Source organism: Arthrobacter sp. ZGTC131, from assembly GCF_002929275.1.
Lineage (GTDB): Bacteria > Actinomycetota > Actinomycetes > Actinomycetales > Micrococcaceae > Arthrobacter.
This window is the reverse complement of sequence record NZ_PJIK01000002.1, coordinates 401797-424338: the sequence shown is the minus strand read 5'-3', so window position 1 is coordinate 424338 and position 22542 is coordinate 401797. Positions and strand designations below refer to the sequence as shown.

Genomic DNA, 22542 nt, shown 5'->3' with positions numbered 1-22542 from the left:
TCTAGCTTGAATAGGCGCTGTTCTCGTGGACGTAATCGTGGGTGAGATCGTTGGTCCAGATGGTGGCTTCCTCGCTGCCGGCCTGCAGGTCGATCTCCACCAGCACCTCCCTCGGTTCCAGGTCCACGAGCTTGCGGTCCTGGCCGATGCTGCCGTTCTGGCAGATCTGGATGCCGTTCATGGAGACGTTCAGCTCGTCCGGTTCGAAGGTGGCGTCCGTTGTTCCGACCGCGGACAGGACGCGTCCCCAGTTCGGGTCCTTGCCAAAGATGGCGGCCTTGAAGAGGTTGGACCGCGCCACGGCACGGCTGACGATTTCGGCGTCGCGTTCGCTGGCCGCGTTGAACGTGCGGATGGCGATGTCGTGGCTCGCGCCCTCGGCATCGCCGATCAGTTTGCGGGCCAGCTCGGCGCAAACGCTGGTAAGGCCTTCGCCGAATGCTTCGGCTGACGGCACGGTCCCGGACGCGCCGGAGGCCATCAGGACCACTGTGTCATTGGTGGACATGCAGCCGTCGGAGTCCGCCCGGTCGAAAGTGACGCGGGTGGCGTCGCGGAGGACGACGTCGAGCATTTCCGGCTGGACGTCGGCGTCGGTGGTGAGGACCACCAGCATGGTGGCCAGGCCGGGCGCGAGCATGCCGGCGCCTTTGGCGATGCCGCCGATGGTGAATTCATTGCCCTCGGCGTCCACTCCGGTGAAAACCGCCTGCTTCGGCACCGTGTCCGTGGTCATGATGGCCGTCGCGGCGTCCGTTCCGCCGTCCGCGCTAAGGGCGGCAGCGGCGGCGTCGATCCCCGGGACGATCTTGTCCATGGGCAGCTGCTCGCCGATCAGTCCGGTGGAGCAGACGAAGACGTCCGTGGCTGAAATGCCGAGGACCTCGGCCGTTTTCTCTGCCGTGGTGTGGGTGTTCTGGAAGCCCTGAGGTCCGGTGCAGGCGTTGGCTCCGCCGGAGTTCAGGATAACGGCGTCGACCCGGCCGTCCGACACGACCTGGCGGGACCAGTGGACGGGGGCGGCGGCCACGCGGTTGGACGTGAAGACGGCTGCGGCTGCCTTCGACGGGCCGTCGTTGACCACGAGGGCGAGATCAGGGTTTCCGGATGCCTTAAGGCCGGCTTTGACGCCCGCGGCGCGGAATCCCTGGGGTGCGGTGATGGTCACGGGGCAACTCCCTGCAGATTGAGGCCGGCGGTCTCCGCCAGGCCGAGGGCAATGTTCATGGACTGCACGGCGCCGCCTGCGGTCCCCTTGGTGAGGTTGTCGATGGCGCAGGTGACGACGACGCGGCCCACGTGTTCGTCGAAGGCCAGCTGAATGGCCGCGTGGTTGGAACCTTGGACAGCCTTCGTGGCGGGCCACTGGCCTTCCGGAAGCAGGTGCACGAAGGGTTCGTCTTCGTAGGCCTCGGCCCAGGCGGTGCGCAGTTGTTCGGCCGTCACTCCGGGCTTGACCCGGGCCGTGGCGGTAGTGAGGATGCCGCGGCTCATGGGCGCCAGCGTGGGCGTGAAGGAGACGGTGACGGGCTCCCCCGCGGCGTTGCCGAGGCCCTGCTCGATTTCGGGCGTGTGGCGGTGGCCGCCTCCCACGCCGTAAGGACTCATGGACCCCATGACCTCGGCGCCGATCAGGTTCACTTTGGCGGCCTTTCCGGCCCCGGACGTGCCCGAAGCCGCAACGATGACGACGTCCTCCCCTTGGAGCAGGCCTGCGGCGAAGCCGGGTGTGAGCGCCAGTAGGGCCGACGTCGGATAGCAGCCGGGCACTGCGATCCGCGTGGCGCCCTTGAGTTTCTCCCGCTGGCCGGGGAGCTCCGGCAGCCCGTACGGCCAGGTGCCGGCGTGCGCGGAGCCGTAGAACTTCTCCCACGCTGCGGCGTCTTCCAAGCGGTGGTCCGCTCCGGCGTCGATCACCACGGTGCCTTCAGGCAGCTGCGCGGCTATTTCCGCCGAGGCGCCGTGGGGCAGCGCCAGGAACACGACGTCGTGCCCGGCCAGGTTGTCCACCGTGGTGTCTTCCAGAATCCTGCTTGCCAGGCCATGGAGATGGGGCTGCAGTTCGCCTAGTCTGGAACCGGCGTTGCTGTGAGCGGTGATGGCACCGATGGTGACGTCCGGATGACCGGCCAGGAGGCGGAGCACTTCGCCGCCGGCATAACCGCTAGCGCCGGAAACGGCTACAGAAATAGTCATGGCAACGACTATACAGCAAGACTATGCATAGGTTCCGATATTTATGCACTAACTCGGTGCGCCCTGAATCGTCGCCGTCCCGCCGCGGGAGCTTCCGAAACAATTGGACACGCAGTCCCGGTATCCTTGGCATAGGGTAATCCAGACCGCGCAGGCCGAATGTCGGCTGCAGCGTTGCCCGTTAACGTTACGAGGCACGCAGTACATGACCCCCTCCCTTACTTCAGAGCGCCCACAGTCCCGGGTCCGGCAATCCAATGCGGTTGTCTTGAGCTACTCAGAACTCCTCAAGACCGTTAAGGCCGAGGGCCTCCTCGAGCGACGCGTCGGTTTCTACATCACGATATTCTCCGTGCTGGTGCTCCTGATGACCGCCACCTGGTTCGGTTTCGCGCTCATCGGTGACAGCTGGTTCCAGCTCCTCATCGCCGCCGCCCTGGGCATCCTGTGCACCCAGCTGAGCTTCCTGGCCCACGAGGCCGGGCACCGCCAGATCTTCGCCTCCCGCCGTGCCAACGACTGGGCCGCCAGGCTGCTCGCCACTTCCGTGGCCGGCATGAGCTATTCCTGGTGGGAGCAGAAGCATGGCGCCCACCACAACCACCCGAACGTCATTTCCAAGGACCCTGACATCGCCCCCGGACCGATCGCTTTCCACACCGAAGCGGTTGAAGCCCGGCAGGGACGGTTCTCCTTCCTCACGCGAAAGCAGGGCTGGTTTTTCTTTCCGCTGCTGTTCCTGGTCGGCCTCGGCCTCCAGATCGATTCGGTCAAGTTCATCTTCCGCCGCGCCAAGGTCACGCACCGCTGGGTTGAACTGCCCATCCTTCTGGCCAGGCTCAGCGTGCTGCCGGTCCTCGCATTCACGTTCCTTCCGGTCGGCATGGCCTTCGCCTTCATCGGCGTCCAGCTCGCCGTCTTCGGTTTCTACATGGGCGCTTCCTTCGCCCCGAACCACAAGGGCATGCCTGTCCTGCCCGCGGACAGCCGCGTGGACTTCTTCAGCCGCCAGGTCCTGACGTCCCGGAACATCTCCGGCGGCCGTTTCATGGACATCCTGCTTGGCGGCCTCAACCGCCAGGCCGAGCATCACCTCTTCCCGGACATGGCCCGCCCGCAGCTGGACAGGGCCTCCGTGATCGTCCGGGAGTTCTGCGCCAAGCACCAGGTCCCGTACACGGAGACCACGCTGCTGCAGTCCTACGGCATCATCGTCCGCTACCTCAATGACGTAGGGCTCTCCGCCGGTCGCCACTTCGAATGCCCCATGGCCACTGTCACCCGGCGTTACTGAGCCAAAGTCTGACTTCGCCCTACGGCGCCCCGGTCCCTAGGATGAGATGAGGATCAGGTGCCGGAGGTCCCGGGCCGGAGAAGGAGAAACTCAATGACCCACGCCATCGTTGCCCCGCAGCCCGGCGGACCCGAAGTCCTGGATTTCGCGGAGGTGGAACGCCCCGTTCCGGGCCCTGGCCAGCTCCTAGTCAAGGTCGCGGCAGCCGGCGTCAACTTCATTGACACCTACCAGCGGAACGGCACGTACAAGGTGCCCTTCCCGTTCACTCCGGGCTCCGAGGCTTCGGGAACGGTCGAAGAAGTCGGCGAGGGCGTCACCACCGTCAAGGTCGGAGACAGGGTGGCCACGGCTGAAGGTTCGCGGTGCTACGCCGGCTATACCGTCCTGGATGCCAGCAAAGCGCTTCCCGTGCCGGACGGGCTGGACGACCTCACGGCGGCTGCACTGCCGCTGCAGGGCATGACCGCCCACTACCTGATCAACTCCTCCTTCCGCGTGGAACCCGGCCACACGGTCCTGACGCATGCCGGTGCCGGCGGAGTCGGCCTCCTCCTGATCCAGCTACTCAAGGCCAAGGGTGCCCGCGTCATCACCACTGTTTCCACTGACGAGAAGGAAGCACTGGCTCGCGAAGCCGGCGCGGACCACGTGCTCCGCTACCACGGCTTCCCGCACCACGTCCGGGAGCTGACAGACGGGGCAGGCGTGCACGTGGTGTACGACGGCGTCGGAAGGGACACTTTCGACGGTTCACTGTCCTGCCTGCGCACCAGGGGTTCCCTCGTCCTGTTCGGCGCCGCCTCCGGTCCCGTGCCGGCTTTCGAGCCCCAGCGGCTCAATGCGGGCGGATCGCTGACGCTGACACGGCCGTCGCTCGCGCATTTCCTGCTAAATGAGCAGGAGCGGCACTGGCGCGCCGGAGAGGTCTTCGCGGCCGCAGCCAGCGGGGAGCTCAACATCCGGATCGGCGCGACGTATCCGCTGGCCGAGGCCCGGCGGGCCCATGAGGACCTCGAAGGCCGCCGCACCACGGGCAAAGTGCTGCTGGTTCCTTAATCAGACAGACCCTGCGCCGACGCCCGGTGAACACCGGGCAAACCGTTACACCTTCCGTTCATCTTGCCGGGAAAGAATCCAACTGTGAATGAGCAGCTACCGCAGACCACCGGTACCGCCGGCGCCGCCCTCACGGGCGAACTGACGCCCGACGTCGTGCACGTCCCCCAACTGCCGGGTGCCGCCGCGGCGCCGCCGGAGCGGACGCTGCTGGACATCCTGTCCGATTCCGCGGCCCGTTTTCCGGACGCCTCGGCGCTGGACGACGGCCACCGGTCCCTGAGCTACGCGCAGCTCATGGCCGAGGTGCGGGCTGCCGGCCGCCGCCTCCACCTGGCCGGCCTCGGCGCGGGTGACAGGATCGGCGTCAGGATCCCGTCCGGCACGAACGAGCTCTACATCTCCATCCTCGCCATCCTGCTGATCGGCGGGGCGTATGTTCCGGTCGACGCTGACGATCCCGACGAGCGCGCCAGGCTGGTGTTCGGTGAGGCCGGGGTGGCCGGGATCCTGCGGGCCCACGGAGACATCGTCACCGACAAGAAACGCCCGCAGCCTTTTCCCGAGCCGCGGACGGCAGAGCCCGACGACGACGCCTGGATCATCTTCACGTCCGGTTCCACGGGTACGCCCAAGGGAGTGGCCGTCCCGCACCGGTCCGCGGCGGCCTTCGTGGACGCCGAGGCCAGGATCTTCCTGCGGGATGAACCCGTGGGGCCGCAGGACCGTGTGCTCGCCGGCCTGTCGGTGGCCTTTGACGCGTCCTGCGAAGAGATGTGGCTGGCCTGGCGCCACGGCGCGTGCCTCGTGCCGGCTCCCCGCGCCCTGGTCCGGACCGGCATGGACCTCGGGCCGTGGCTCATCAGCCACGGCATCACCGTTGTCTCTACCGTCCCCACGCTCGCAGCCCTGTGGCCGGTTGAGTCCCTCGAGAGTGTCCGGCTGCTCATTTTCGGCGGCGAAGCGTGCCCGCCGGAACTCGCCGAACGCCTTGCCGTGGAGGGCCGTGAGGTGTGGAACACCTACGGTCCGACCGAGGCTACGGTCGTTGCCTGTGCCGCGCCCCTGGGCGGTGGCGGGCCGGTCAGGATTGGCCTGCCCCTCGACGGCTGGGACCTCGCGGTGGTGGATTCCGACGACGTTCCCGTGGCCGAAGGGGAAATCGGCGAACTCATCATCGGCGGCGTCGGCCTGGCCCGCTACCTCGACCCGCTGAAGGACGCGGAGAAGTATGCCCCCATGCCCTCGCTGGGCTGGCGCCGCGCCTACCGCTCCGGCGACCTCGTGCGCTACGAACAGGCGGGCCTGATCTTCATGGGCCGCGCCGACGAACAGGTCAAGCTCGGCGGCCGCCGGATTGAGCTCGGCGAGATCGATGCCGCCCTGCAGTCCCTTCCGCGCGTGGCTGGCGCCGCCGCAGCGGTCCGCACCACTGCGGCAGGCAACCAGGTCCTGGTGGGCTACCTCGCTCCGGCAGGGGACGCCGAACTGGACCTGGCGGCCGCCAGGGAGCAGCTTCTCGCCACCCTCCCTGCACCGCTCATCCCGATGCTGACCGTCGTCGAAAGCCTGCCGACGAAGACCAGCGGAAAGGTGGACAGGCATGCCCTCCCGTGGCTGCTCGAAGGGGCCGGGGCTGCGGACGCCGCGGCTGCCCCGCTGAACCTGCCGGACGACGCCCAATGGATTGTTGACCAGTGGAGGTCAGTCCTGGGCAGCAACGTGGCAAACCTCGACGCAGACTTCTTCGCCCATGGCGGCGGTTCGCTGGCAGCGGCCCAACTCGTCTCCGCCCTCCGTCTGCGCTACCCCACCATTACGGTGGCGGACATCTACGCGACGCCGCGCGTCGGCGCCCTGATCGACGCCGCCCGGCAGTCCCTGCCCGAAGGCGCCGCCGCCGGTCCGGCACCGGACCGGCCGGTGCGGCCCACGGCGCTCAAATCCCAGATCTTCCAGACCCTCATGGGCATTCCGCTGCACATACTCGTTGGCATGCGCTGGCTCACCTACCTGATGGCTGCCAACAACCTGCTGGCCGCGTTTGCAGGCTTTGCCGCCGCTCCCACGGTGTCCTGGTTGTGGATTGCGGTGTCCTGGCTGGTCTTTGTGAGCCCGCCTGGCCGGATGGCCATCTCGGTGGCCGCGGCGCGGGCGTTGCTCCGGGGCGTGGTGCCCGGGACCTATTCGCGTTCCGGCAAGGTGCACCTGCGGCTCTGGCTGGCCGAGCAGATCCAGGACCTCGCCAGCGCCATCAGCCTGGCCAGCGCCCCGTGGGTTCCCTATTACGCAAGGGCGCTGGGGGCCAAGATCGGCACCGACGTCCACCTGCACTCGCTGCCTCCCGTCACCGGATTCCTCTCGCTGGGCAGCGGCAGCAACATCGAGCCCGAGGTGGACCTGTCCGGGTGGTGGATCGACGGCGACATTGTGCACATCGGCCGCGTACACGTCGGTCCCGGGGCCACCATCGGCGCCCGCAGCACACTGATGCCGGCAACGAGCATCGGCGCCGGCGCCCAGGTGGAACCGGGCTCGGCCGTCCTCGGCAAGGTCAAGGCCGGGCAGGTTGTGGCCGGCTCCCCCGCTGAACGGCGCGGCAAGGCCAAGCAGGACTGGCCGTCCGTCGAGCCGGTCAGCTCGCTCATGGGCAGGCTCTGGTTCGCAGCCTTCGCTGCCGCCTCCGCGGTCCTGGCCATGATCCCCTACGCGTCAGCGATTTCGGCTGCCCTCGTGGTCTTCCTGTTCATCAGGGGAAGCGAATCCCTGGTGAGCGCGTGGCCGCTGCTGCTGGCATCGCTGCCGCTGGCTTCCCTCACCTGGTTCCTGGTCAACGCCCTGCTTCTTCTGGGCACCACGCGCCTGCTGGGCGTGGGCCTCAAGGAAGGCTACTACCGCGTCCGGAGCCGCATCGGCTGGCAGGTGTGGGCCACCGAACGCGTCCTGGACATGGCACGCGACCTGCTGTTTCCGGTCTACGCCAGCCTCTTCACTCCGGTCTGGCTGAGGCTGCTGGGGGCCAAGATCGGCAAGAATGTCGAGGCCTCCACCGTCCTGCTGCTGCCGAAGATGACCACGGTTGGCGAGGGCGCCTTCCTGGCCGATGACACGATGGTGGCATCATACGAGCTGGGCGGCGGCTGGATGCGGATCGCTCCGGCCAAGATCGGAAAGCGTTCGTTCCTGGGCAACTCGGGAATGACCGCGGCTGGACGCAATGTCCCGAAGAACTCCCTGGTTGCGGTACTGTCCGCAACGCCCAGCAAAGCGAAGTCCGGCACCTCGTGGCTCGGCAGCCCGCCGGTCAGGCTTCGGCGGACAGCTGTGGCGTCCGATGACACCCGGACATTCCAGCCGCGGTTCGGGCTCAAGGTGGCCAGGACCCTCTGGGAGCTGTGCCGCTTCGTGCCGGTGATGCTGACCGTCGGCCTGGCCCTTGGGGTCATGGTCACGTTTGATTGGCTGGCAGCCCTGTTCAACTACGGTGCCGCGGCGGCACTCGGCGGGCTGGTTATGCTGCTCGCCGGTGGCGTCGCCGCCGCAAGCGCCGTGGCCGCCAAATGGCTGCTGGTGGGGAGAATCAAAACAGGCGAGCACCCGTTGTGGAGCTCGTTCATCTGGCGCAATGAGGTGGTGGACACGTTCATTGAAATGGTCAGCGCGCCCTGGTTCGCCAGGTCTGCCAGCGGAACCCCCGCCCTCGTATGGTGGCTGCGGGCCCTCGGCGCCAGGATCGGCCGCGGGACGTGGTGCGAAAGCTATTGGCTGCCGGAGGCCGACCTTGTAACTCTCGGTGCCAGCTCCACGGTTAACCGCGGGTGCGTGGTCCAGACCCACCTCTTCCACGACCGGATCATGAGCATCGACACTGTTACGCTCGAAGACGGGGCAACGATGGGCCCGCACGGTGTCATCCTGCCGCAGGCACGGATCGACAAGGGCGCGACCGTGGGTCCGGCATCCCTGGTGATGCGGGGCGAGACCGTTCCGGCGGGGACGTACTGGATGGGCAACCCGGTGAGCCCCTGGACGGGGCCGTCTGTTCCGGCTCCCCGCCTGAAGTAATGGCCAGCCCGGCAGGCCCGGACGGGTCCGACGACACCTTGAGTGAGGCACACGTTTTATGAGTTCCGCAGATTCCCCCGGCCCGGCGGCGGTCCTGCCCGTGCCCGGCTCCGCCGGCACCACCGACCCCTACGTCCCCGGGCACGGGACGGATGCGTACAGGGTGGTGCGCTATGAACTGGACCTCGACTACAAACTCGCCAGCAACCGCCTGAACGGCCGCGCGGTGCTGCACGCCGTGGCCGCCCGCAGGACGTCCGCCGTCGTCCTTGACATGACCGGGCTCCGGGCCCTGAAAATCCAGTTGAACGGCTCCCGGGTGCGCAGATTCACCCAGCGCGCGGAGCAGCTCGTGGTGCACTGTGAGCAGGACCTGGAAGCGGGAACTGAATTCACCCTGGACATCCGCTACGAAGGAAACCCGTCACCCCGCAGGGGGCTCTGGGGAGATGTGGGCTGGGAGGAACTCACCGACGGCGTGCTCGTCGCGGGCCAGCCCAACGGCGCGCCGTCGTGGTTTCCCTGCAACGACCACCCGCGGAACAAGGCGAGCTACCGCATCTCCGTCACCACCGACGCCGGGTACCGGGCCGTGTGCAACGGCCTGCTCGTGGAGCACACCACGAGGTCGAGCCGGCAGACCTGGGTCTATGAACAGGCCGAACCCATGGCCACGTACCTGGCCACGGTCCAAATCGGACGGTACGAACTCCTGACCCTGCCTGCGTCCGGCGGAGTGGCCCAGTTCGCCGCCGTCCCGGCAACGCTCACGCATTCAGCGCTGGCCGGGCTGACCCGCCAGGCCGACATGATGCGCACCTTCGTCAGTTGCTTTGGTCCCTATCCGTTTCAGGAGTACACGGTGGTGGTGACGGAGGACGAACTCGAAATTCCCCTCGAGGCGCAGTCGCTGTCCATCCTGGGCCGCAACCATCTCCGCCCGGATTGGGAGTCCCAGCGCCTCATCGCGCACGAACTGTCCCACCAGTGGTTTGGTAACTCGCTGACGGCCAGCACGTGGAGCGACATCTGGCTGCATGAGGGATTTGCCTGCTATGCGGAATGGATCTGGTCCGAGGAGGCCGGGATCATGAGCGTGCAGGCCCGCGCCGCGGCGGCCTGGCGGCGGCTTCGCTCGAGCCTCCAGAACCTGCTGGTCGGAGACCCGGGGCCCCGGCTCATGTTCGATGACAGAGTCTACAAGCGCGGTGCGCTGGCGCTTCATGCGCTCCGCATGGCCTGCGGGGACATGGCTTTCTTCACGCTGCTCCAGGAATGGACCCGGACCAGGAGCCACGGCTCGGTGTCCACCGCCGAATTCATCCTGACAGCTGACCGCGTGACCGGCCTGGACTCGGAATCCGTGCTGCACCCGTGGCTGTACGAAGAGGCACTTCCGGCCATGCCGGGAGCCTGAGGACCGGCAGCCAACCAGATGGCGCCCGATCAGCCGGCGCGCATTCAGCCGAGCGCCTAGTCAGCCGAGCGCCACCGCCGCCACGAGCCGGGACGGCAACCCCGTTGCCGCGGCGCCGGGGTCGGAAATCCCCGGACGCGACAGCACGTCCACGGTTCCGGGAGGGACGAGCAGCCCTTCGCCGGTCATCTTGAGCCACGCCTCCTTCCGCGCCCAAAGGCGGGCACGTTCCAATGGCAAGTCTTCATCCGGACAGCCCAGCAGGGCCCGGCGCTCGGCCTCCGTCAGCGCTATGTCGCCGAACCCGGGGAAGCCCGTTGCGGACGGATCCTCGATGTCCACGCCGAGCCGGAGTCCGGGCGGGGGCGAGACGACTGCTGCCACGAGCGTCCAGCCGGCCGCACGGGAAAGGCTGAGGAGCAGCGGCAGCCGCACGCCGGACCGCGCGTATCCCGGCCGGCCGTGGGACAGGCCGGGGCCGGTGCCGCAGCGCGGGCAGCTGTAGTCGCATCGCAGGTCCGCGGCATGTACGCCGAGGAGCTCGGCGGCGAACTGCCGCTGGGCCGCCCGGCCCGACACGAACGACGTTCGCACGGCCGGCTGCATGGCCCCTGCGCGCTCCAGCTCGGCGGGGTCCAGCAGCGAATCGTCTGCGGGACCGTCCGGGAAGGCACGGAAGACCACGCCGGCTGGCGTGGTCTTCCGTGTCTTACTCAAGCTGGCTGTTCCCTGGCCGGTTGTGCCCGTCCTAGCGCTGTACCGCGCCGAACCGGGAGGCAGCCATGGCCACGGCGTTCTCGCGGGCGGCCGAGGCCTCGTCGGCGGTCAGCGTTCGGTCCGCAGCGCGGAACCGGAGGCCGAAGGCCAGCGACTTCTTGCCGTCTTCGATGCCCTTGCCTGCGTACACGTCAAAGAGCGCCACGTCTTCCAGCAGCTCGCCGGCTCCCTCGCGCAGCGCCGCGAGGACGTCGTCCGCGGGAACATCCTGCGGCACCACGAGCGCCACGTCCTGGGTAGCTACGGGGAAGGTGGAGATGTGGCGGGCCACGATGACGTCGGCCGCGGCTTCGAACAGTGCGTCGGCGTTGATCTCCAGCGCCACGGAGCGGGCTGGCATGTCGTGGGCGGCCAGGAGCTTCGGATGCAGCTCGCCGGCGTAGCCCACCACCTCGCCGGTACGCAGTGAAAGCTGCGCGGCCCGGCCCGGATGGAAGGCCTGGTGGTGGCCTTGGCTGACCACAATCTCAACGCCGAGGACGTCGCCTGTCTGGCGCGCAATGTCCAGCGCGTCCGCCCAGTCCCACGCCCTGGGCGTGTGGCCCGCGGCAGCGGGCGAATCGTGGCCGGTCAGCACGGCGGCGATGTGCAGCGGCTGGTTCGGAACGCCGTCGTACAGTGCGTCCAGCACCTCATCGGAAGGCTTGGCGCCGAGCGGCGGAATGGACTCCGTGCCCAGCGTGTCGCCGGGCAGGAAGACGAGTCCGGCTTCGAAGAGCGCCAGGTCGCGGAAACCGCGGGAGTGGTTCCGCTTGGCCACCTCGATGAGGCCCGGCAGCACTGAGGTGCGCAGGTAGCCGTGCTCCTCGCTGATCGGGTTGGCGAGCTTGAGCGCCCTCCGTGGTGCACCCGCCTCTGCCACGCCGAAGGTGTCGTTGGCGGCCTTCGAGACGAAGGGATAGGCCAGGACTTCGGTCAGCCCGGCATCCGCCAGCGCCTGGACCAGGCGGCGGCGCTGCTGCTGCACACGGGTGAAGCCGCGGCCGGGGGGCGCCACGGGCAGGGTGGCCGGGATCTTGTCGTACCCCACCAGGCGGGCGATCTCCTCGGAGAGGTCCTCCTTGGTTTCCAGGTCGTTCCGCCAGCTCGGCGCAGAGACTCTCCAGCCGGCGTCGTTCTTTTCGACTGCGGCGCCGAGGTCCTCAAGGCAGGTGACGATCTGCTCCTCGGTGAAGTCCAGCCCGATGCGCGCGGCGGGGAACTCCGCCGGCAGGTCGATCGTGACGGCGTCAGGGGCGGTTCCGACGTCGGTCCCCGCCTCATCTGCCGTCCCGCCGGCCAGCTCGACCAGGAGGTCGACGGCGCGCTGCGCGGCGATGTTTGCTACCTGCCAGTCCACACCGCGTTCGAAGCGCTTGGAGGCCTCGGACGGCAGCTTGTGGCGGCGGCGGGAGCGGGCGATGGAGACTTCCTCGAAGTGGGCTGCCTCGATCAGGACTGCGGACGTGGCGTCCGAGACCTCGGTGGACGCGCCGCCCATGACGCCCGCGACGCCGATGGGTCCGGAAGCATCCGTGATCAGCAGGTCCTCGGGGTCAAGCGCGCGCTCCTTGCCATCAAGGGTGGTGAGCGTCTCCCCCGCCACGGCGCGCCGGACCACGATGTCGCCGGACAGCTTGTCCTGGTCATAGAAGTGCAGCGGCTGGCCGAGCTCCAGCATCACGTAGTTGGAGATGTCCACGGGCAGCGAGATGGAGCGGATGCCGGCCAGACGCAGACGCGAGGACATCCACGGCGGAGTGGGCCTCGTGGCGTCCACGCCGCGGACGGTGCGGGCAACGAACCGGTCGCAGCCGGGCTTGCCATAGATGGGCGCGTCATCGTTGATCTTGACGCCGTAGCCGCCGGACAGCGTGGCTGGCGCCTGGACCTTCGAGGCGGGATCGGTGAACGCCGTGCCGGTGGCATGGGCGTACTCACGGGCCACGCCGCGGATCGAGAAGGCATAACCGCGGTCCGGCGTGACGTTGATCTCGGCGGCCTGGTCGTGGAGGCCCAGCAGCTCCATGGCGTCGGTGCCGATTTCCGGATCCAGGCCGATCCGGGAGAGCACCAGGATGCCGTCATGGTCCTCGCCGATACCCAGTTCGCGGACGGAGGCGATCATGCCCGCGGATAGGTGCCCGTAGGTCTTGCGCGCCGAGATGTGGAAGTCGCCGGGCAGGACGGCACCCGGAAGGGTGACGACTACCTTGTCGCCTTCCACGAAGTTGTGGGCTCCGCAGATGATGCCTTGCACGCCGGAGGGGTCGATGCCCTTGCCGGTCAGGGTCTGCTCCTGGCCTTCGGGGACTACGCGGACCTGGCACCAGTTGATGGTCTTGCCGTTGGTCTGGGGTTCCTTGACCAGGCTCAGGACCTGGCCGACCACGACGGGACCTTTAAGCGCGTCCGTGGGACGGTGGACCGCTTCTTCTTCAAAGCCGACCTTGACGAGCTCCGCCATGAGGTCTTCGGCCGTTGCTCCGGCCGGTACCTGCGCGAATTCGCGCAGCCAGGAAAGGGGAATACGCACTGTTAGATCTCCATCCCGAAGTGCTCGCTGAAACGTACATCGCCTTCGATCATGTCGCGCATGTCGCCGACCTCGTTGCGGAACATGAGCGTGCGCTCGATGCCCATGCCGAAGGCAAAACCTGAATAGACGTCCGGATCGATGCCGGCGGCGCGGAGCACGTTGGGGTTGACCATGCCGCAGCCGCCCCACTCGATCCAGCGCGGCCCGCCCTTGGCCCCGGGGTGCCAGATATCCAGCTCGGCGGACGGCTCGGTGAACGGGAAATAGTTGGGACGCAGGCGGATCTGGGCTTCGTCGCCGAACATCTGGCGCGCAAAGTGCTCCAGCGTGCCGCGGAGGTCAGCCATGCTGAGCTTCTTGTCGATGGCCAGGCCCTCGAACTGGTGGAACACGGGGGTGTGCGTGGCGTCCAGCTCGTCGGTGCGGAACACCTTGCCCGGGCACAGCACGTAGATCGGCACCTCGCGTTCCAGCATGGAGCGGACCTGCACCGGGGAGGTGTGGGTGCGCATCAGCAGGTGGGCCTCCGGCGGCTCCACGAAGAAGGTGTCCTGCATTTCGCGGGCGGGGTGATCCGGCTTGAAGTTCAGTGCGTCGAAGTTGAACCATTCGGATTCGACTTCCGGGCCCTCGGCGATTTCCCAACCCATGCCCACGAAGATGTCCGCGACGCGGTCCTGGAGCGTGGAGAGGGGGTGGCGGGCTCCGGTGCGGCGGCGGCGCGGAGCAGCCGTAACGTCCACGGTTTCCTCGACCAGGATGCGGGCATCGTTTTCTGCCTCGAGCTCGGCCGTGCGGTCGGCGAGCGCCTTGCTGACGCGTCCGCGCGAGGAACCCATGAGCTTCCCTGCGGCGGCCTTCTGGTCCTTGGGCAGGCCGCCGATCTCCCGGTTGGCCAGGCTCAGCGGCGATTTCTCCCCGGTGTGGGCCAGACGGACAGCCTTGAGCTCATCGAGCGTGGAGGCACCGGCAATGGCGGTGATGGCCTGGTCTACGGCGGCGGCGATGGCGGCTTCATCCAGAGGGTTCGGGATGGCAGCGCCCGGCAAAGTTTCAGTCATCTACTGTTCTTAGCTACGAGTCGGGTGATGCCAATGGCCGGTGCTGCTGTGCCGGTTCCCCGGCGGTGCGTCCGTCACTGGCACGTCATTGCATGAAGTCATCCAATGACGTCACCCAATGAACAAGGGCAGGCTCGCCGGAGGTTCCGGCGGGCACTGTTCCCAGTCTAATTGACCGGGCCGGACTGCCTGAACGGGGCATCGCCCACTGCACGGGCGTTGCGTTGCACCGGTTGACTGGCTTGGTGGCCGGCAGCGCGGGCCGGCAGCGCGGGTGCGTGGTGCCGGTGCGGTGCGCCGGCTTCTGGTGCCGGAGCGCAGCGGCCGGCATTTGGTGCGGGTGTGTTGAGGGCCGGCGCCTGCCGTTAGCATGGCCTCATGACCCCGGGACAGCGGCTGAGGCAAATCGCGAACCTGCTGAACGGCTCCACGCCGCTCGGGCTGCTGCTGGCCGAGCTCGCGGGAACCAGGACAGTTGGCGGACCGCGCGGCCTGGTGATCGCCACCGGTTACGCGTGGCGGCTGCCGTTCGCGGGGGCATTCACAGTGGGCAACGTGGTCATCTACCGTGCCGGCCCGGATGCGGTCTTCGCCAACCCCGTCCTCTTGCAGCATGAGGAACGGCACAGCACCCAGTACGCATGGTGCCTGGGTGCTCCTTTCCTCGTGTTCTACTTCCTCGCCGCAGCCTGGTCCGTGCTGCGGACCGGCGATCCGGCGTCGGGGAATCTTTTTGAGCGCAGGGCCGGGCTGTCAGCCGGCGGCTACGTGGACCGCAGGCGGCCCCGGCCGCCGCGGCGGACGCCCCGCGGCAAGATGGGTAGCAAGGCCGGCCGCAAGGTCGGCGGAACGGCCGGCGGAACGGAGGCCTGAGTGGGCGAGTTATCCAGGACCGTCACGGTCACGGGGAGCGGAACGGCCGAGGCCGTCCCGGACCAGCTGACCATCTCCATTGGTGTGGAGTGCCGGAGGGAGAACGCCGGCGAGGCTTTCACGGCTGCAGGCGCTGCCTCCGCGGCGGTGGCAGCGGCGCTGCGCAGCCATGGTGCCGACGGCCGCGATATCAGCACGTCCGGACTGAACGTCCGCGCCGATGTCATCTGGCAGGAGGGCCAGGGCCAGAAAGTCACTGGCTACGTGGCGTCCAGCGTGCTGGGCGTGCGTCTCCGCAACCTGGCGGCCGCCGCCGAGAGCATTGCGGCGGCCGTGGAGGCGGGAGGCAACGACGTCAGGCTGGATGGACTCCAGCTCAGTTTCGCCGACGCGGCGGCAGTCACGGCAGCGGCGCGGGAGGCGGCCTGGCAGGACGCCGCAGCCTCGGCTGCGCAGTTCGCCGTGCTGGCCAACGCTGAACTGGGCGACGTCCTCACCGTCTCAGAGCAGCCGGCGTCCTCCGTCCCCGTCCCCGTGGCAAAGATGCAGCGCGCATTCGCCACCGAGGCCGTGTCCGTGGAGGCGGGTGAGTGCAGCGTGAGCGTCACCATCACCGTGCAGTGGGAGCTCCGCCACCGGGCGGGTGACCAGGCGCGCTGACCGTACAGAGTCGGGCCGGGCGGGCCGTGCGGAGTCGGCCGCCATAGCGCGCTGGCTCGCTTAGTGGGTACTGCCGGCAGCCAGCCTGAGGTCCGTACTGTGCGCCAGTGATGTACGGACGACGACGGCGACCGCCTCGGCCATCGATGCCACCGGCATGGACGGGGCAGCGCTTCCCGCCGGTACCTGACCGGGATCATACGGGACGTGGACGAACCCGCCCCGTGCGCCGGGTCGTGACGCGAGCGCATGCATCAGTGCATAGAAGGTGTGGTTGCAGACGTACGTTCCTGCCGTCTGCGAAACCTCTGCAGGGATTCCGGCCATCGTCACGGCTCCGAGCGCCGCCTTCACCGGCAGCGAACTGAAATACGCGGCCGGCCCGTCCGTAACGACATCGCAGTCCACCGGCTGGTTCCCGGCGTTGTCTGGAATGGGAGCGTCGTCGCAATTGATGGCGATCCGTTCCAGGGACACCCGGTCACGGCCTCCCGCCTGGCCCACGCACACCACCAGCTCCGGCTCGAGCGCCTCAAGGGCTTCGCCGAGCGCCGTGGCTGCTTCGCCAAAGACGCACGGCAGTTCAACGGCCTCGACGGCCAGGCCCTCTCCCCGGAGTATGGTCCGGGCACGCACTGCTGCCTCCCACGACGGGTTCCCGGACTGGCCGCCAAACGGTTCAAACCCGGTGAGGAGGATCATGGACCAAGCGTAGCGTCCCTTCCGTCCGGCGGGACGGGCCTGCTGGCCGGACGAGCGGGCCGGACGAGCGGGCCGCGAAACACCGGCGGCAGGCCTTGACTTAAATTCGAACATACCTTCGAATTGAGTGCATGAGATGGGACGCGCAGGCACTCAAGCCAAAGCTCGGAGAACAGCCAGGAGAGCAAGGCGGAAACAGCACGGGCACCGCTGGCCTTGCCGCGGAACCGCTGCTACCACTGGCCGGGCTCGTACGGTCCGTTTCCACCCCTGAGTTTGCCGGGGTCACCTTCCATGAGGTCACCGCCAAATCGGTGCTCAACAAGGTGGCCGCCGGTTCACGGATGCCCTTTGAATGGACCGTCAACCCCTACCGCGGCTGCAGCCACGCGTGCGTCTACTGCTTCGCCCGCAAGAGCCACACCTATCTGGACTTCGACGCCGGCCTGGACTTCGACAGCCAGGTGGTGGTCAAGATCAACGCCGCTGAAGTGCTGCGCAAGGAACTGGCCAAACCCTCGTGGGGGCGGCAACAGGTAGCCCTCGGCACCAACACCGATCCGTACCAGCGCGCCGAGGGCCGCTACAGCCTCATGCCAGGAATTATCGGCGCACTTGCCGACTCCGGCACTCCCCTGTCCATCCTGACCAAGGGGACCCTGCTGGCCCGGGACATTCCGCTGCTGAAGCACGCCGCCGCTCAGGTTCCGGTGGGCATTGGGATCTCGCTGGCCATGATGGACGCGCAACTCTCGGAGGCCGTGGAGCCTGGCACCCCCGGCCCGCGGGCCCGGCTGAAGCTGGTTTCGCGGCTTCGCGACGCCGGGCTGCCGTGCGGCGTCATGGCCATGCCCATCCTGCCCTGGCTGTCCGACAGCGACGAAGCCCTGGATTCGCTGTTCGGCGCCCTGGCCTCAGCCGGCGCCACCGGAGTCACCGCCGGAGCACTCTATCTGAAGCCCGGCACCCGCGAATGGTTCATGCAGTGGATTGCCGCGCGCCATCCGGAACTGGCCGGCCGGTACCGCAGGCTCTACGGCACGGGGTCGTACGCCTCAAAGGAATACCGGGAGTGGCTCGCCGGCAGGATTCGCTATTTCAAGGCCCGCCACGGTTTCTCCGGCTCGCAAGGGTTCAGCCACCGCGACGTCGACGACCCCCGGGACGAGGAGGCCCAGTACCCGGCCGGCAGCCTGCCCCAGGGCGGTGCCGGCGGGACCGCACACGCCGGTGCTGCGCCTGCGGCGTCCCAGCCGACGCTCTTCTGAACTGACACAGGGCTGAGGGCAGGACGGTCAACCGTCCTGCCCTCAGTCGCGTTCAGTCAGCCGGCATTTAGCTGGCCGGAATAACCAGGCCCTTGAACTCCTCCTGGAGGAAATCCTTCATGTCCTGCGACGTGAGGATCTTGAACAGCTTCTGCACGCGGGGATCGTCCTTCATGTCAGCCTTGACCGCGAGCACGTTGTAGTAGGCGCTGTCCTTGCCTTCGACGAGGAGCTGCTTGTCGGCGGTCAGGCCGGCCGGAAGGGCGAAAGCCAGCGTGACGATCGCGGCGTCCTTGTCGTTGAGCGCCTGCGGAAGGCTGGCGTTTTCAATCTCCGTGAACTTCAGGTTCTTAGGGTTCGCCTTGACGTCCTTGAGCGTGATGGGGTTCTCGGTGACCTCGATGAGCCCCTTGGACGCCAGCAGCTTCAGCGCGCGGGACTCGTTCGTGGGGTCGTTCGGGATCGCAACTGATGCGCCGTCCGGCAGGGCGTCCAGGCTCTTCACACCATTGGAGTACAGGGCCATGGGCGGCAGGTACACCTTGCCCACGCTCACCAGGTCCTTGCCGGAGGCCTTGTTGTACGTGGCCAGGAACGTGGTGTTCTGGAAGAGGTTGGCGTCGATGTCGCCGTCGCTGACCGCCGGGTTCGGCGTGTTGTAGTCGCTGAACTCCTTGTATTCGACCGCGAGGCCTTCCTTGGGGGCAAGCTCCCGCTGGACGTGCTTGAGCATGTCGCCCGCGGGAACCGCGAGGGCACCGACCTTGATTGTTTCCGTTGCTGCGGATGAGCTTCCACCTCCGCAAGCGGTGAGGGCGAGGATGGCGGCCGCACCGAGCGCGGCTGCCTTGAGGATGTTCGATCGGATCATGGTTTTTCTTTCGAAGATGGAGCGGTTGGGGATGAAACCGGGAAACGTCAGCGGTGGGAAAGCCTGCGCGCGGCGAAGTTTCCCAGGGACTGGAACAGCTGGACGAGAAGGACCAGCAGGATGACGACGCCGAACATGTACTCGGGGCTGTACCGCTGGTAGCCGTAACGGAAGGCGACGTCGCCCAGTCCACCGCCGCCGACGGCACCGACCATCGCCGAGTATCCGATAAGACCCACCACCGTGGTGGACAGCCCAAGCGCCAGGGCGGGCACGGCCTCGGCGACCAGGACCTTCGTGAGGATGGTCCAGCGCGTGGCACCCAGCGACTGGGCGGCCTCGACAAGGCCCTTGGGCACCTCGCGGATGCCGATTTCGACGAGCCTAGCAAAGAAGGGCACGCCGGCGATCGTGAGCGGCACAATGGCCGCCGTCGGGCCGATGAATGATCCCACCAGAAGGCGGGTAAAGGGGATGAGCAGGATCATCAGGATGATGAAGGGGATGGAGCGCCCCATGTTCACCAGGACATCAAGGACGCGGTTGAGGGCAATGCCGAGGAGCCGGCTTCCGAACGGCTTGGCGAGAAGCCCGCCCGCCTCCGTCGTGACGAGCAGCACGCCGACTGCCAGGCCAAAGACGATGGTCAGTAACAGGCTCACGCCCACGGTGTAGGACGTCTCTCCGGCACCCTTGAGGATGGTGTCCAGCAGGTCGGCCCAGAAGTAGGGGTCGTTGCGGTCTATCACTTGATTACCTCCACGAATAGTCCCTGGGAACGCAGGTCAGCAACGGCAGCGGCCACGGTTCCCTCGTCACCGGGCAGCTCCAGCCGGGTCCGACCGGTCTGTCGCCCGTGGATCGTTTCCACCGCGGCACCCAGGATTCCAACGTCGAGGCCGTGCTCGCGCGCCAACTGGGCGATCACCGGGCGGTCTGTCGGGATTCCCGTGAAGGTGATCTCGACCACCGCGCCGGATGTTTCGGGGATTTCCCCCAGCGGGAACAGGGCCTGCCCGAGGAGCGACTTTTCGGTGGTCAGGAGTTTCTCGACCGGCCCCTGTTCAAGGATCCGGCCCTGGCTCATGACGGCTGCGGAATCACAGATTCTCTTGACCACGTCCATCTCGTGGGTGATCAGGAGCACCGTCAGCCCGAGGTCCTTGCTGAGCTGGCGGATAAGGTCCAGGATCTGGCGCGTGGTTTCGGGGTCCAGTGCGGACGTAGCTTCGTCGCTGAGCAGCACCTTCGGGTTGGACGCCAGTGCGCGGGCGATCCCGACTCGCTGCTTCTGTCCGCCGGACAGCTGCGCAGGGTACGCAGCAGCCTTGCCCTGCAGCCCCACCAGTTCAAGGATTTCCAAAGCCCGCCGACGACGTTCCGAGCGGCCCGCGCCCGTGATCTCCAGTGAGAGTTCAACGTTGGCCCGGACGGTCCTGCTGCTCAGGAGGTTAAAGTGCTGGAAGATCATGCCGATGTCGTGGCGTGCTTGCCGCAGCTCCGCGCCCGCGAGGCTCGTCATGTCCCGGCCCGCCACATGGACACTTCCGGAGTCAGGCTGCTCCAGCGAGTTGATCGTGCGGATCAGTGTGCTCTTTCCGGCACCGCTTTGACCCACGACGCCGAAAATCTCGCCCCGCTGCACGGTCAGCGTCACATCGTCAAGGGCGCGGACCTGCGCCGACCCTGAGCCGTAGCTCTTAACGACGCGGCTCACCGAGATCATGGGGCTCCTTGTACGGGTTCGTGCAGTCCCCGTCGGAGATGTCCAAGGGGTGGACGCAGCGGCGGCGTCCAGCATATAGATTCTGCCAAGGCGCACCTAGGCACCCCAAATCCGAACAATACGCACGAGTATCAGGCCAGGGAGCTATTTAATTTCCCGGAAGGGAGGCGGCGCGCACCGGGGCAGCCAGCATTTCCAGCAGCGCCCGGACAATGGGGAGGTCCGCCGGGATCCACGGCAGGGCGAGAGCCTCGTCACATTCACGAAGGCTGATCCAGCGGAGTTCGTCATGGTCCTCGAGCGGCCGGGGCTCGCCCTCGGCGATCTCCGCGAACCAGACGCGCATGGAAGCGCGCTCATTGAGCGGCCAGCCGGCGTCGTTCGGAGCCTGCAGCTCAGCGCCGAGCCGGACCCCGATGCCAAGCTCCTCCGCGAGCTCCCGGTGCAGCGCGGCCTCGGGGGCCTCGCCCGGCTCTACCTTGCCGCCGGGAAATTCCCACATGCCGGCGAACTGTGGGGGTGCTGTCCTCCGGGCGGCGAGGAGCCGGCCGGGACCCGTCAGAGAATCGAGGACGGCGCCGCCCACCACCTTGATAAGTTCAGTCACGGCCCTAGTCTATGGGGCAGCATGGGGCAGAATGGAAAGAGCGGGAATGCCGGCCGCGCCTTCGCCGTTGAAAATTCAGTTCAATAAATACGATTTGTTGCGCCCTTTTGCCGGTCCTGCCCGGCCTTCCGCGGGCCCCGCCCGGCCCCTGCGGCCGTTCACCACCTTCCGTTCCCGAAATGAAGGCACATGACTACAACTGTTCAAGCCCCCCGCAAGCCCAAGTCCGGCCCCACTCACCTCGGACTGGCCATCCTCGCGCTGGCCATGGGCGGCTTCGGCATCGGAGTCACGGAGTTCGCCATGATGGGACTGCTCAAAGAGGTGGAGCTGGGACTCGGCATCAGCACGCCGGAGGCCGGTCACTTGATCTCTGCCTACGCCCTGGGCGTTGTGATCGGCGCTCCGGTGCTTGCCGCCGTCGGTGCGAAGCTTCCGCGCAAGCACCTCGCCCTGGGTCTCATGCTGTTCTTCAGCATCGCCAACCTGACGTCCTTCATCGCCCCCGATTACGGCAGCATGCTGGTGTCGCGCTTCGCCGCCGGCCTGCCGCACGGCGCGTTCTTCGGCGTGGCGGCCGTGATTGCGGCCTCACTCGTGGCACCCACGAAGCGGGGCTGGGCCATCTCCATGGTCATGGCCGGCCTCACCGTTTCGAATGTCATCGGCGTACCCTTCGCCACTTGGCTCGGCCAGACCTTCGGCTGGCGGCTGCTTTTCGTCCTGGTGGGAGCTCTCGGCCTGGTGACCCTGGCGCTGATCTGGCGGTTCGTTCCTTTCCAGACGGTCCACGCCGACGCCAGCATCCGACGGGAACTGGGTGCGCTCAAACGCCCGCAGGTCTGGCTCGCCCTCATGATCGGCATCGTGGGTTTCGGCGGATTCTTCGCCACGTACACGTACATTGCGCACACCATGACGTCGGTAGCCGGCATTCCATCGGCTCTGCTGCCCTTCGTTGTGGCCCTCTATGGCCTCGGGATGGTGGCAGGCAACATTGTAGGTGGCAGGATCGCGGATAAGTCCGTCATGGGGACCATCTACCGGGTCCTGCCTGCCATCGCCGTTGCCCTGGTCATTTACGCCGTCGCGGTGCACTGGCCCTGGTCGGCCTTCGTGATGGTCTTCGTTGTGGGAGCCGCCGGCTCCATGCTGGTCCCCGCGCTGCAGACCCGCCTGCTGGACGCTTCGCCGGATGCGCCGTCGCTGGCGTCCTCGCTGAACCACGCGGCCTTGAACGTGGCAAACGCGCTGGGCGCGTTCCTGGGCGGCCTGGTGATCGCCTGGGGCTGGGGCTACGTCGCACCCGCCCTCGTGGGGGCAGTGCTGGCGGTCCTGGGTCTCGGCGTAGCAGTTCTCAGCGGCATGCTGGAACGCAAGAAGCCGCTGGCCGCGTAACCAACGGCTACGCGGCCAGCGGCCGGAAAGACGGACGAATGCCCGGGGTG

The 22542-nt window shown here is 67.4% G+C and carries 18 protein-coding genes; 8 read left to right on the top strand and 10 right to left on the bottom strand.

The features are described 5' to 3' along the window. Position 1: 1 nt before the first annotated feature. Positions 2–1168 (bottom strand): bifunctional glutamate N-acetyltransferase/amino-acid acetyltransferase ArgJ, encoded by a 1167-nt coding sequence (gene argJ / locus CXQ90_RS04980; protein WP_104137394.1) that lies wholly within the window; start codon positions 1166–1168, stop codon positions 2–4. Further along, the gene (gene argC / locus CXQ90_RS04975) at positions 1165–2196 is read right to left on the bottom strand and encodes an N-acetyl-gamma-glutamyl-phosphate reductase (protein ID WP_104137393.1); all 1032 of its coding nucleotides are present in this window, start codon (positions 2194–2196) and stop codon (positions 1165–1167) included. Before argC ends, argJ begins: the two co-directional genes overlap by 4 nt. A gap of 205 nt (positions 2197–2401) precedes the next feature. Here argC and CXQ90_RS04970 point away from each other — a divergent pair, with 205 nt between their 5' ends. From CXQ90_RS04970 to CXQ90_RS04955, 4 genes are all read left to right on the top strand, one after another. Continuing rightward, positions 2402–3490, top strand: a complete 1089-nt coding sequence (locus CXQ90_RS04970) for an acyl-CoA desaturase (protein WP_104137391.1) — start codon at positions 2402–2404, stop codon at positions 3488–3490. Between the two features lie 93 nt (positions 3491–3583). Continuing rightward, complete coding sequence (locus CXQ90_RS04965) at positions 3584–4549, top strand: quinone oxidoreductase (RefSeq protein ID WP_104137389.1); 966 nt, start codon at positions 3584–3586, stop codon at positions 4547–4549. A gap of 141 nt (positions 4550–4690) precedes the next feature. Further along, complete coding sequence (locus CXQ90_RS04960; protein WP_104137467.1) at positions 4691–8614, top strand: Pls/PosA family non-ribosomal peptide synthetase; 3924 nt, start codon at positions 4691–4693, stop codon at positions 8612–8614. Between the two features lie 58 nt (positions 8615–8672). Next, complete coding sequence (locus CXQ90_RS04955; RefSeq protein WP_104137388.1) at positions 8673–10031, top strand: M1 family metallopeptidase; 1359 nt, start codon at positions 8673–8675, stop codon at positions 10029–10031. Positions 10032–10091: 60 nt separating this feature from the next. On the opposite strand, the gene CXQ90_RS04950 is transcribed toward CXQ90_RS04955, so the two are convergent. The 3 genes from CXQ90_RS04950 to pheS are packed head-to-tail and all read right to left on the bottom strand — an operon-like array spanning position 10092 to position 14387. After that, complete coding sequence (locus tag CXQ90_RS04950; protein ID WP_258064364.1) at positions 10092–10748, bottom strand: 4'-phosphopantetheinyl transferase superfamily protein; 657 nt, start codon at positions 10746–10748, stop codon at positions 10092–10094. A 31-nt stretch (positions 10749–10779) separates the two neighbouring features. Beyond that, entirely contained in the window at positions 10780–13323 is a 2544-nt protein-coding gene (pheT, locus tag CXQ90_RS04945) for a phenylalanine--tRNA ligase subunit beta (RefSeq protein ID WP_104137387.1), read from the bottom strand. A 2-nt stretch (positions 13324–13325) separates the two neighbouring features. Continuing rightward, on the bottom strand, positions 13326–14387 hold the full coding sequence (gene pheS / locus CXQ90_RS04940) for a phenylalanine--tRNA ligase subunit alpha (RefSeq protein WP_104137386.1): 1062 nt from the start codon (positions 14385–14387) through the stop codon (positions 13326–13328). A 378-nt stretch (positions 14388–14765) separates the two neighbouring features. Between pheS and CXQ90_RS04935 the strand changes: the two genes are divergently transcribed. Together CXQ90_RS04935 and CXQ90_RS04930 are read left to right on the top strand one after the other, a co-directional pair. After that, a complete protein-coding gene (locus CXQ90_RS04935) occupies positions 14766–15260 on the top strand; it encodes a hypothetical protein (protein ID WP_258064363.1) in 495 nt (164 codons plus the stop codon). Then, positions 15261–15920: an SIMPL domain-containing protein gene (locus CXQ90_RS04930; protein WP_104137385.1), complete on the top strand. Its 660-nt coding sequence runs from the start codon at positions 15261–15263 to the stop codon at positions 15918–15920. Between the two features lie 60 nt (positions 15921–15980). Here CXQ90_RS04930 and pcp read toward each other — a convergent pair whose 3' ends face one another. Beyond that, complete coding sequence (pcp, locus tag CXQ90_RS04925) at positions 15981–16622, bottom strand: pyroglutamyl-peptidase I (protein WP_104137383.1); 642 nt, start codon at positions 16620–16622, stop codon at positions 15981–15983. A gap of 131 nt (positions 16623–16753) precedes the next feature. On the opposite strand from pcp, the gene CXQ90_RS04920 reads away from it, so the two are divergent. After that, the gene (locus tag CXQ90_RS04920) at positions 16754–17890 is read left to right on the top strand and encodes an Rv2578c family radical SAM protein (RefSeq protein ID WP_104137382.1); all 1137 of its coding nucleotides are present in this window, start codon (positions 16754–16756) and stop codon (positions 17888–17890) included. Positions 17891–17957: 67 nt separating this feature from the next. Here CXQ90_RS04920 and CXQ90_RS04915 read toward each other — a convergent pair whose 3' ends face one another. From CXQ90_RS04915 to CXQ90_RS04900, 4 genes are all read right to left on the bottom strand, one after another. Then, complete coding sequence (locus CXQ90_RS04915) at positions 17958–18761, bottom strand: MetQ/NlpA family ABC transporter substrate-binding protein (protein ID WP_104137380.1); 804 nt, start codon at positions 18759–18761, stop codon at positions 17958–17960. Positions 18762–18808: 47 nt separating this feature from the next. After that, complete coding sequence (locus tag CXQ90_RS04910) at positions 18809–19510, bottom strand: methionine ABC transporter permease (protein WP_104137379.1); 702 nt, start codon at positions 19508–19510, stop codon at positions 18809–18811. Beyond that, positions 19507–20487, bottom strand: coding sequence for a methionine ABC transporter ATP-binding protein (locus CXQ90_RS04905; RefSeq protein ID WP_104137377.1), 981 nt, complete (start codon positions 20485–20487; stop codon positions 19507–19509). The genes CXQ90_RS04910 and CXQ90_RS04905 overlap by 4 nt, the downstream gene beginning before the upstream one ends. Positions 20488–20635: 148 nt before the next feature. Continuing rightward, positions 20636–21094 carry a (deoxy)nucleoside triphosphate pyrophosphohydrolase gene (locus CXQ90_RS04900; protein ID WP_104137376.1) on the bottom strand — a complete coding sequence of 153 codons (459 nt, stop codon included), beginning with the start codon at positions 21092–21094 and terminating at the stop codon, positions 20636–20638. Positions 21095–21283: 189 nt separating this feature from the next. Here CXQ90_RS04900 and CXQ90_RS04895 point away from each other — a divergent pair, with 189 nt between their 5' ends. Beyond that, a complete protein-coding gene (locus tag CXQ90_RS04895; RefSeq protein WP_104137374.1) occupies positions 21284–22492 on the top strand; it encodes an MFS transporter in 1209 nt (402 codons plus the stop codon). Positions 22493–22542: the final 50 nt, after the last annotated feature.

Bases quoted from the DNA above. Each gene is read 5' to 3' on its own strand.
- pheS (WP_104137386.1), bottom strand. From the start codon at position 14,387: ATGACTGAAACTTTGCCGGGCGCTGCCATCCCGAACCCTCTGGATGAA.
- CXQ90_RS04965 (WP_104137389.1), top strand. From the start codon at position 3,584: ATGACCCACGCCATCGTTGCCCCGCAGCCCGGCGGACCCGAAGTCCTG.
- CXQ90_RS04905 (WP_104137377.1), bottom strand. From the start codon at position 20,487: ATGATCTCGGTGAGCCGCGTCGTTAAGAGCTACGGCTCAGGGTCGGCG.
- CXQ90_RS04920 (WP_104137382.1), top strand. From the start codon at position 16,754: ATGAGATGGGACGCGCAGGCACTCAAGCCAAAGCTCGGAGAACAGCCA.
- CXQ90_RS04970 (WP_104137391.1), top strand. From the start codon at position 2,402: ATGACCCCCTCCCTTACTTCAGAGCGCCCACAGTCCCGGGTCCGGCAA.
- CXQ90_RS04915 (WP_104137380.1), bottom strand. From the start codon at position 18,761: ATGATCCGATCGAACATCCTCAAGGCAGCCGCGCTCGGTGCGGCCGCC.
- argC (WP_104137393.1), bottom strand. From the start codon at position 2,196: ATGACTATTTCTGTAGCCGTTTCCGGCGCTAGCGGTTATGCCGGCGGC.
- CXQ90_RS04895 (WP_104137374.1), top strand. From the start codon at position 21,284: ATGACTACAACTGTTCAAGCCCCCCGCAAGCCCAAGTCCGGCCCCACT.
- CXQ90_RS04935 (WP_258064363.1), top strand. From the start codon at position 14,766: ATGACCCCGGGACAGCGGCTGAGGCAAATCGCGAACCTGCTGAACGGC.
- CXQ90_RS04955 (WP_104137388.1), top strand. From the start codon at position 8,673: ATGAGTTCCGCAGATTCCCCCGGCCCGGCGGCGGTCCTGCCCGTGCCC.
- pcp (WP_104137383.1), bottom strand. From the start codon at position 16,622: ATGATCCTCCTCACCGGGTTTGAACCGTTTGGCGGCCAGTCCGGGAAC.